At 56.2% G+C, this 8,909-nt stretch carries 8 protein-coding genes; 1 reads left to right on the top strand and 7 read right to left on the bottom strand.

From position 1 onward, the window contains the following. Positions 1 to 77 precede the first annotated feature (77 nt). The 5 genes from C450_RS19800 to C450_RS19780 all read right to left on the bottom strand — a co-directional run bounded on the left by C450_RS19800 (position 78) and on the right by C450_RS19780 (position 7,796). Complete coding sequence (locus tag C450_RS19800) at positions 78 to 845, bottom strand: universal stress protein (protein WP_005046846.1); 768 nt, start codon at positions 843 to 845, stop codon at positions 78 to 80. 1,012 nt (positions 846 to 1,857) lie between these two features. Further along, on the bottom strand, positions 1,858 to 3,111 hold the full coding sequence (locus tag C450_RS19790; RefSeq protein ID WP_049910543.1) for an MFS transporter: 1,254 nt from the start codon (positions 3,109 to 3,111) through the stop codon (positions 1,858 to 1,860). Positions 3,112 to 3,310: 199 nt separating this feature from the next. Continuing rightward, the gene (gene gdhB, locus C450_RS19785; RefSeq protein ID WP_005046841.1) at positions 3,311 to 4,609 is read right to left on the bottom strand and encodes a glutamate dehydrogenase GdhB; all 1,299 of its coding nucleotides are present in this window, start codon (positions 4,607 to 4,609) and stop codon (positions 3,311 to 3,313) included. A 2-nt stretch (positions 4,610 to 4,611) separates the two neighbouring features. Further along, a complete protein-coding gene (locus tag C450_RS21895; RefSeq protein ID WP_005046838.1) occupies positions 4,612 to 4,761 on the bottom strand; it encodes a rubrerythrin-like domain-containing protein in 150 nt (49 codons plus the stop codon). A 161-nt stretch (positions 4,762 to 4,922) separates the two neighbouring features. Beyond that, entirely contained in the window at positions 4,923 to 7,796 is a 2,874-nt protein-coding gene (locus tag C450_RS19780; protein WP_049910542.1) for a bacterio-opsin activator domain-containing protein, read from the bottom strand. A 77-nt stretch (positions 7,797 to 7,873) separates the two neighbouring features. Between C450_RS19780 and C450_RS23775 the strand changes: the two genes are divergently transcribed. Next, the gene (locus C450_RS23775; RefSeq protein ID WP_440717343.1) at positions 7,874 to 8,059 is read left to right on the top strand and encodes a DUF7577 domain-containing protein; all 186 of its coding nucleotides are present in this window, start codon (positions 7,874 to 7,876) and stop codon (positions 8,057 to 8,059) included. 257 nt (positions 8,060 to 8,316) lie between these two features. On the opposite strand, the gene C450_RS21170 is transcribed toward C450_RS23775, so the two are convergent. Both C450_RS21170 and C450_RS19775 read right to left on the bottom strand, forming a co-directional pair. After that, positions 8,317 to 8,427 (bottom strand): zinc ribbon domain-containing protein, encoded by a 111-nt coding sequence (locus C450_RS21170; RefSeq protein ID WP_080510351.1) that lies wholly within the window; start codon positions 8,425 to 8,427, stop codon positions 8,317 to 8,319. Between the two features lie 78 nt (positions 8,428 to 8,505). Beyond that, complete coding sequence (locus C450_RS19775; RefSeq protein ID WP_275039295.1) at positions 8,506 to 8,850, bottom strand: cyclodeaminase/cyclohydrolase family protein; 345 nt, start codon at positions 8,848 to 8,850, stop codon at positions 8,506 to 8,508. Positions 8,851 to 8,909: the final 59 nt, after the last annotated feature.

Here is an 8,909-nt window from a genome sequence, read left to right as displayed (position 1 = left end):
ATTTGCGTCATGGCTAACTCAAGTCTCCCGCTTCAGCGCCTTTGATTTAGCGACCCATCCTGCCGCCGTCTAGTGATTCAACACAGCCCTTCATTGTCAATATAATCTCGAATTTCACGATAGGGCGTTCCCTGTGCGACTTCTGTGATACTGTTGAGACCACGATTCTCACATTTTTCAGTGACGTCTGCAACAGCCTGCTCACAGTCTTCCTCCCAGGGCTCGATTATGTCAGGGCCGACTCCGATATCGTAGGAGCCCGCCAGTGCACTGGAGTCAACAACAGAGAGTGCGTGGATCGTGGCATCGTACTGTTCTGCGATGGCTATACCGTGGTCGATTGCGGCAGTTGCAGCCTCACTGCCATCCGTTGGAATCAGGATTCGATCGTAGTCTGTGTGCTCAACTGGCTTGCGTCGAGATGTGAGTACCGGGACAGTACTCGTTCGAACGACGCGCTCGGTCATACTTCCCACGAGGAAGCGGTCGAAGCCAGTTCGGCCGTGAGTCCCCATCGTGATCAGATCGATATCGTGCTGGTTGGCGTAGGAGAGAATCGTCTCGTATGGAACACCGTGTTCGACCGCTGTAGTGCATGTGACGGGCGTTTCAGTTGCAATTTCTTCGAGGGTTTGGACCGCGCCAGTTGCCTGTCGTTCGAACAGTTCCCGCTGGTCTCGAACCACGGAATCCGTGTCCGCGATAGAGCCAGTGTACCTCCGTTCGTCGACGACACTCAGGAAATGTACGTGGCTATCGAAAGCAGCTGCGAGGTTCACACCGTGTCGTGCTGCTGCTTTCGCTCCCTCACTCCCATCGGTCGGGATGAGAATCGTATCATACATCGGGTGCTCTCCTCGTATGGTTTTGACCCCAGTCATTTAAAGTGGTCCTGCAAAACATCACTGATGACAAGGACGACGATTACCCCATGGTTAAACAACGGCAGTGCCCCGATGGCCGCGCCGAACGCCTCACCTCCCAATGCGGAACAATGGTGAAGACCACGAATTCCGTTCCAACGCCGGTGATTGGCAATTTCGAGCCACATCTTTCGTCGCCTTGTCGATCCTAATTAGTCGTGTTTGTTCTGTCAAATTCCAAATTTAAATTCCAGTGTTGTTCTATTGTTGAGAGTGTCATTTCTATTCACGTTCCCAATTGAGCAAGGGCTCGGCTGCTGCCCCGTCTCTTGTGAGTTTCTCTCCTCTGCGTTTGTGCCGTTCAAGGACACGAGTTCGCGGTCGCCCCACCAATTGTCGCACAATCCTCGATGCCCCGAGTAGCCACCAGAATCACCCGCGGCATAGACCGATTCAAGCTCGGTCGTCTCGTTGATCCCTGCCGACTGATTTCCATCCAGAGATGTTCGCCGGGTATTGGCAGAAGAAAATGTTCTTTAGCGACTATATTGTCCCCGTATCTGCATAGTCACCCCGAATGAGTAGGGTAGTCTACTTTTTCAACAAATTCAGTACTTCCACAGGCGGCACATTCCTCAGGGGGAGCATAGGTGTGATCTTCTCGTCGGCCCCCAGTGACGAGTCCGACATAGATGCTATTACACCCTTCACAGACGTACTGTTTCGGCTGTTCTGGTACATGTGCCATGTAGTGACATAACGTCCGGAACCATAAATGACTTGTCTGGAAACTCTTCTGTGGTTAGCGGAATGCATTGACGGTGACGAAACTGCTTTGATTCGCTCCCATATCACGCCGCCATCTAGCGATTCAATAGAGACAAATGTCATGTTAAACGCAATACGACGTCCAATCCCCTACAAGTCTCACGAAAACACCAAAGGAAACAGCTGAGAGGGGTCTCATCTAGTGCTGAAACACGGCTTGCGATGATCAGATCCGATACATTCCGAGGAAGGCAATAGCGCCGCCCGCGCTGATAATCGCGACAAGTGGGAACGCTGCACCAAGACCGAACCGTTCAGCGGCGACGCCGAATAGCAAGGGCCCGATCGCACCGCCGAGTGAGCCCGCAGTCAACATTACGCCAAAGAGACTCCCACTGAACCTGCGTTCGGAGTACTGAGAGGTGATCGCGTTCATCGCGGGTAGAGCAGCCCACATCGCGATACCGAGGAGGAAAAACCACCCAAACAGCACGATCGGCACCAACGGCACGACCGCGGTCGCACCCAGTACGATCGTCGAAGCCGCGAGCGCGCCGAAACCGAGCGCTCGACGATCCATGCTATCGGCGAGGGACCCAGCGGCGAGCGAGGAGATACCAGCGCCGACGAGAAGCACGAAGAAAATCGCGTTGGCGACACCAGCAGTCGTGCCTGCCTGCTCAACAAGGAACGACGTCGCGAATGTCCGGACCGCGCCGAGCTCCGTGGCGATCGCGAGGTTGGCCAGGAACAATACCGCGACCCAGGGTTCGAGCGGCACCGAGATCAGACTGGTGAGATCGGCCACCCATCCGTCAGATTCCTCGGGCGACCTCGGCGCAGCCCTCTCGTCGGTCCCACCATCTGGTTCGATCGGGGCGTTGCCGTCCGAACGACTCTTGGGGTGGAAGGCAGCCAGAAACACGACCGCGTAGACGACACCCACGCCCGCGCTGACCGTGAGTGCGAGCCGCCAATCGAACAGCGCGGCGAGCCCACCGACGAGCGCCGGGGCGAGAGCGGTGCCCACGACCCCGCCCAGGCCGTGAATGCCCATGGCTTTGCCCTCGGTGGCACCGCTCTCTAGATCGCTGATGATCGACATGCCCGAGGGGTGATAGGTGCTCCCACCGATGCCGGCGATCACTTCGGCGATGACGAGGGTCCAATACCCCTGTGCGCTCGCCGCGATGAGGATGCCAGCCGAGAGGACGATCATTCCACCCGCGAGGAGCCACCGCTGACCGATCCGATCCGCGAGCACGCCTGCCGGCAATTGGAAGATCGAGTAGGTGGCGAAAAAGATGGTCAGCAACGCTCCAGCCTCCCCGTACGTGATCGCGAAGTCGTTCACCAACAGTGGCAAGATCGGCGGAAGCGCGACGCTGTAGAACTCGTTGACAGCGTGTGCCACCGTGATGAGCCACACCTCACGAGGATTCGAAACCGAAAACAGCCGTGAGGTGATTGATCGCAACATACGATCGCTCCGCTATCAGAGCCAATGAGGGTTGCTTTCCCGAGTGAGTTGTGGATTCATAAGCAGATGAGTTGAACTCAGCCAGACCAATTTACCGCCTGAGGAAATGTGATATTAATCCCATCAAATCGACAAACTGAAGCAATACTAACTCGATTGGTGTCCGATCCGACTCCGTTACTGAAATGGTAAGTACATCCTATGGCCAGAGCCCGCGCGCCTCTTGGGCTTCTGCAAGCCGGGAGAGCGCAACAATGTACGCCCCGTCCCGCCACGAGACATCCCGATCGTCGACTTCCAACCGGACGTCGTCCCACGCCGCTAACATCTCCTTTTCGAGTTCGTTGTTGACTCGCTCAAGCGACCACGACCGACGGTTGATATCCTGCAACCATTCGAAATAACTGACGGTTACGCCACCAGCGTTCGCGAGGATATCCGGCACGACGGGAATTTCGCGGTTGTTGAGAATCGTATCAGCTGCAGATGTCGTCGGGCCGTTCGCACCCTCGACGATGATATTTGCCTGGATCACGTCGGCATTCGCTTCGGTGATGACATTGCCGATCGCTGCCGGAATCAGAACGTCTACATCGAGCTCGAAGAGTTCCTCGTTTGTCAGGGCGTCATCGACATGTTTCGTCACTGCCTCCGGCTCTTCGTCATGCGAGGGGATCGACTGTACATCCAGACCTTCGGGATCGTACACGACGCCGTTCACGTCACTCACAGCCACAATAGTCGCTCCCCAGCTATCGAGTAAGCGAGCCGCGCTTGCACCAACGCTCCCGAAACCCTGTACCGCAACTGTCGTTCCCTCTAATGAACGATCGTAGTACTCACACACTTCGCGAGTGATGATCGCCACACTCCGCCCAGGCGCTTCACTCCGGCCGTAGCTCCCACCGACGACAGGCGGTTTCCCGGTGACAACACCCGGTGTGGTTTCACCTTGCTGCATACTGTAGGCGTCCATAATCCACGCCATCGTCTGTTCATTGGTGCCCATGTCAGGAGCTGGGATATCCCGATTCGGGCCGATGGAATCACGAATCTCCTGAGTGAATCGGCGGGTAAGCCGCTCCTCCTCATCAGAACTCAATTGCTTTGGGTTGACGACGACACCACCTTTCGCACCACCGAACGGGAGATCCAAAACGGCACATTTCCACGTCATCCACATCGCGAGGCCGACACACTCGTCGTGGGTTACACCAGGATGGAATCGAAGGCCGCCCTTGTACGGCCCACGCACGCTGTCGTGTTGTGCCCGGTAGCCAGTAAACATCTCGAGGGAGCCATCGTCCCGTTCGAGCGGGACAGACACCTCGTGAACTTTGGCCGGGTGGTTGAGTCGTTCGACCGTGTTGGACTCGATATCGAGGTGACTGGCTGCACGAGCGAGTTGGCGACGAGCCGTCTCGAGTGCCGATTCGAACTCGGTCAAATCGGTGGCGTCCTCGGCGGGGGGTTCGTGACGGGGTGATCCGGAAGCCATGATCACTCGAGGGGAATCAAACGGTTGCGCAGTTCACCGCCGCAGTCCGGACACACACCGGGACTTTCCGTTGTCACGACGATCGTTCCACACTCGAAGCACTCATACGGCGTTTCAGCGTCAGTCTCGCGATCGACATCTCGAAGTGTCATCATCGAATCATACGGTATATCAGGCAATATTTGTGACCGTTAATCAGAAAATGACTGGCTCTTTAGGTTGTTCGTTATTGAACATTGATCGCGCTAGTCACGAAAATGGTATGGGATACAAATGCCCCAGGTACTGGTGGATACCGCTTGCTGGCTTTCGTCTAATCTGCGGAGATAGCAGTAGAGATTCCAATATCGTCGAACAATGTGGAAAACAGTTTCCGCTGGACGGTTCGTGCGTGCCGATAGAAGGCGGGCGGCGAGATCCCAAGTACTGCCGCGATCTCCTCGCCCGTACTCTCGCGCGGCGATTCGAAAAACCCACTGTAGTATGCAGTTTGAAGCACCTCCAGCTGACGGTCTGTGAGCTGCTCTAGGTACTCTGTCTGAAAATTCCGGGACGATGCGTGGTCGAGAGTTTCTTTCGAACGAAGCTCAACGTCCGCGAACGACTCCGTGATGAGTTGGGTGACGGGGCGAACGTCGTCGCTACGCGGGACGTCAATCACGAGCGTTGCGGTCTCACCGTCAGCCGTACTGTTTCGAAGAACGGCTCCATGATCGGCCAACTCGACCGCGAAAAACGGCTGGGTGAGCTGCAGCTGGAGCACTGCTTTCTCGTCGGTCTCGCTGATACGGTGGACGCTCTCGATCGATACCATCTCTCGTGCCGTGGTGACGACGGTGTCGACAGGCGTACCTGCCACGGTGACGAATACGTAGACACCACCGGTGGTCTGCTGCACCCCGCCTTGATAGGTGAGCGTACACTCTGCCTGTTGGGAAAGCCGGGTGAACACAAACGCTGGATCCCGGACCTCGAATTCGAGACGTGTGGTCGAGGTCGACAGCAGCGCGTTCTTCCGCTCAACCGCACTCGTCGCCGAGGCGATCGTCTCGCCGAGTTCGGTGAACACGGCCTGGGACGTCTCGGTGAACGCATTCGGCGAATCCGCATAAACGGTCAACACCCCATACGTGAACTCGTCGTAGGCCAACGGCACGCTCAGCACGGAGAGATACTCGCGCGTGAGTGCCTCCTTTCGCCACGACGCTTCACGGAGGCGATCAGCGACGTTCGAGACCACGTGTACCTCCTTGGTTGTTGCAGTCCGTGCCGCTGGATCCATCGCCGCTGTTCCGGTCGGGAACGACGTACTGTCCAGATACCCCTGCTCCGCACCGGACCACGCACGTGGCTCGACGGTTTCGTCGATGGGGTCAGTAGCACCGATCCACGCGAACGTGAATCGGTCTTCTGTCGTCAACAGATTACAGACCGCATGGTCGATCTCCTCGCGTGTCCCGGCCCGGACGAGTGCCTGATCGATCTCGCGAATGATCTCGTTGGTTTCGTTGAGCCGCGAGAGTTGCTGGTTACGCTGCTGCAGTTCCCGATCCTGTTTCCGAAGTCGGCTCTGGCGCTCGACCCGATCGAGAGTAGCCTCAGTTGTCGCTGCGAGTAGGTCCGTAAGTTCCCGTAGAACGTCGTCGAACTGGCCAATCGTTTCGGCGGCGGCGATGAATACTCCGTGCTCGCCAAGTGGGATGTACGCCCCGCTTCGGATATCAGTTGCCGGATTGTCGAGATGTTTCGAGTCGTGTACGTCATCGTAAAACCGCGTATCGTCCTCGACAAAGCAGTGACCAACAATTGAGTCATCGGCCGTTCGCAGGGTTGGAAGCGGTCCGTTCAGACGTTCCATGCCGGTCGAGGCGGCAACCGGTTCGAGCGTGTTCTCGTCGGTCTCGAAGAGGTAGATCGCGCTGGCATCCAGATCGAGAACGGTGGCTGCATCGTCGACGACGAGCTGGGCGACCTCGTCGGTAGTTTCGGCATACTGTAGTTCGCGTGTCGTCTTGTGGAGTCCAGCCAGCGCTTCTTCGCGCCGTTTACGCTTCGTGACGTCACGACAACTATAGAGGAGTGTGCCACCCTGAATTGACACCTCCCGGACGTTCACCAGCAGGGTGTGTTCGCGACCCGCCTTGTCGGTCGCCGTGCATTCGATGTTCTTCAATACGCCCTCCTCAGCCAGATCATCGCGATCGAAGAGGTCTGGCCCGAGAAGTCGGTCAATGTTGCCAGACTCGTTGATCTCATCGGCAGTATATCCGAAAATGAAGTGGACGTTGGGGCAGACGTAGGTGAATTCGCCGTCGTCATCGGTGATGAGAACCGTATCGGTCATATTGTTGAGCGTGATCCGGTGGAGTTCTTCGGACTCACGAAGCTCACGTTCGAGCGAGACGCGTTCGGTGACGTCCACGCCCTCGACGATGATCGAGACAATCGTCTCCGCTTCATCTCGAACAGGGCGGACCGAGACCTCGAGCGTCCGTGATGTCCCGTCTTCGAACGCTGCGGTGATAGTCGTATGGCTGAACTCGCCGGCGATGGCCTGCTCGGTAATTCTCCGGACAGTCGCCTGAGTTTCATCCGATCGCGTCCACCAGGGAAGCGTCCAGAAGGACTCGCCAACGACTGATTCGGCGTCTGGTTCGATCATCTCACGCGCCGTCCGGTTGACGCGTTGGAGTGATCCATCCGAATCGAGCGCCCAGGTGGCCGTTTGGGTGTCGTGAAAGAACGCGTCGAACTGTCTAGCTCGCTCTCGCTGGGTGTTGGTCCGCCGGGACGTGCGTACGGATCGCGCGAGTCGCCTCAAAATGTCGTCAATACGCTCGTCGATCGGGTCTGAGACGGCGATATAATCTGTTACTCCCGCGGCGATCGCGTCGCTGGCAATCGATTCGGATCCTGATGCCGTACAGAGCACCACGGGAAGCGAGGTAGTGTCATTGCGAATCGTTTGAAGCAGTTCGAGTCCCGTCTGTTCATCTAGGGTGTACTCGCTTACAACACACTCGACTGGGTGCTCATCAAGAGCAGAAATCGCGGCTTCTGCCGTTTCGACTGTCCTAACTACTGCTCGCTTACGCTCTTCAAGCGCGTCCTCAAGTTGAGGAATCCAATTAGTTGTTCCGACGAGAAGCACGCGAGCCGTCGCCAATGTACTTGTTGAAGATGCCATTTTTCTAAGAGTGTGTGCCCGGTTGTGTTCAAGATACTGGCGAAAGTGGTATGTTCACAAACGCCAAATAGCTTGGTATGGGGTCCGTATCCAATACCGGTACTGACACACCCACTAAAAATTCAATCCAGGAATCTGGCCTCATAGCATGTCCAAGTTGTGGTTCTGCTAATGAAAAATTCTACACGTACTGTCGAGAGTGTGTAGCATCCTTACGAGACTCTTCGCAGACGCAGTACCTGAGGGTACCGTACGAAGGTTAATATCAAATAGTATCGGAAGAAATAATGCTCCTACCGCCGAATCTCGAGGGGCGAATTTCTGTTCAACCCCTTTCTCCTGTGCCCTCAGTACCTATACCTTCCACAAGGGAGATGAGGTTTCAAGAGATACGTGCCCCGACGCTCTCCTTATGATCGAGCTTCGAGAGGTCCGGTAGTGACGGCAACAAGCTGATGGGTTGCACGCTCGCGAAATGACGGAAACCGAGTCCGAAATGAACACCGGACTCGGATTCTTACTATTCCTCAGTATCGAATTCTGTTCCACACTCGGGACACGTTTCGTCGGCGACCGATACCCGGAGGTCACACTCCGGACAGATAGCCAGATAGCATGTGCGTTCGCCCATATCGAGTCCATGGTATCGCTCGATAAAAATTCAAGCACTCGATGGCCATGCTCTCGGTTCTGAAGCAAAGGAAGCCGGTCAAACAGTCTCCTCAACGTTTGCTTTCACCTGTTTCAGTACTTCGTCGGCCCTCCTCTCGATCTTGGCCCCACGCTCCTCAGCTTCCGTGACGGCGGACGGATCCTCTATCAGCTCCAGGTTGCTCTCTGCAGTGTATACTGATGCCTTCAGGGCTGAGTGAGCGAGAAACACTCCTGTTCCAGCGTCGGCGAGAGCATTCCGGTTTCCCTTCGACGTCACTACTCTCGCATGTTCGAGGACCTCAAGACAGAGCTCAGCTATCTGGAGCGGGACTTCGATAGTGCGTCGTGATTTCTCTTGAACCAGTTCAGTGGGCTGTGTTGAATCACTAGACGGCGGCAGGATGGGTCGCTAAATCAAAGGCGCTGAAGCGGGAGACTTGAGTTAGCCATGACGCAAAT

The sequence above is a fragment of the Halococcus salifodinae DSM 8989 genome, assembly GCF_000336935.1.
Taxonomy (GTDB): Archaea; Halobacteriota; Halobacteria; order Halobacteriales; family Halococcaceae; genus Halococcus; species Halococcus salifodinae.
The sequence above is the reverse complement of the archived record's forward strand: the minus strand, read 5'-3'. Positions and strand labels throughout refer to the sequence as shown.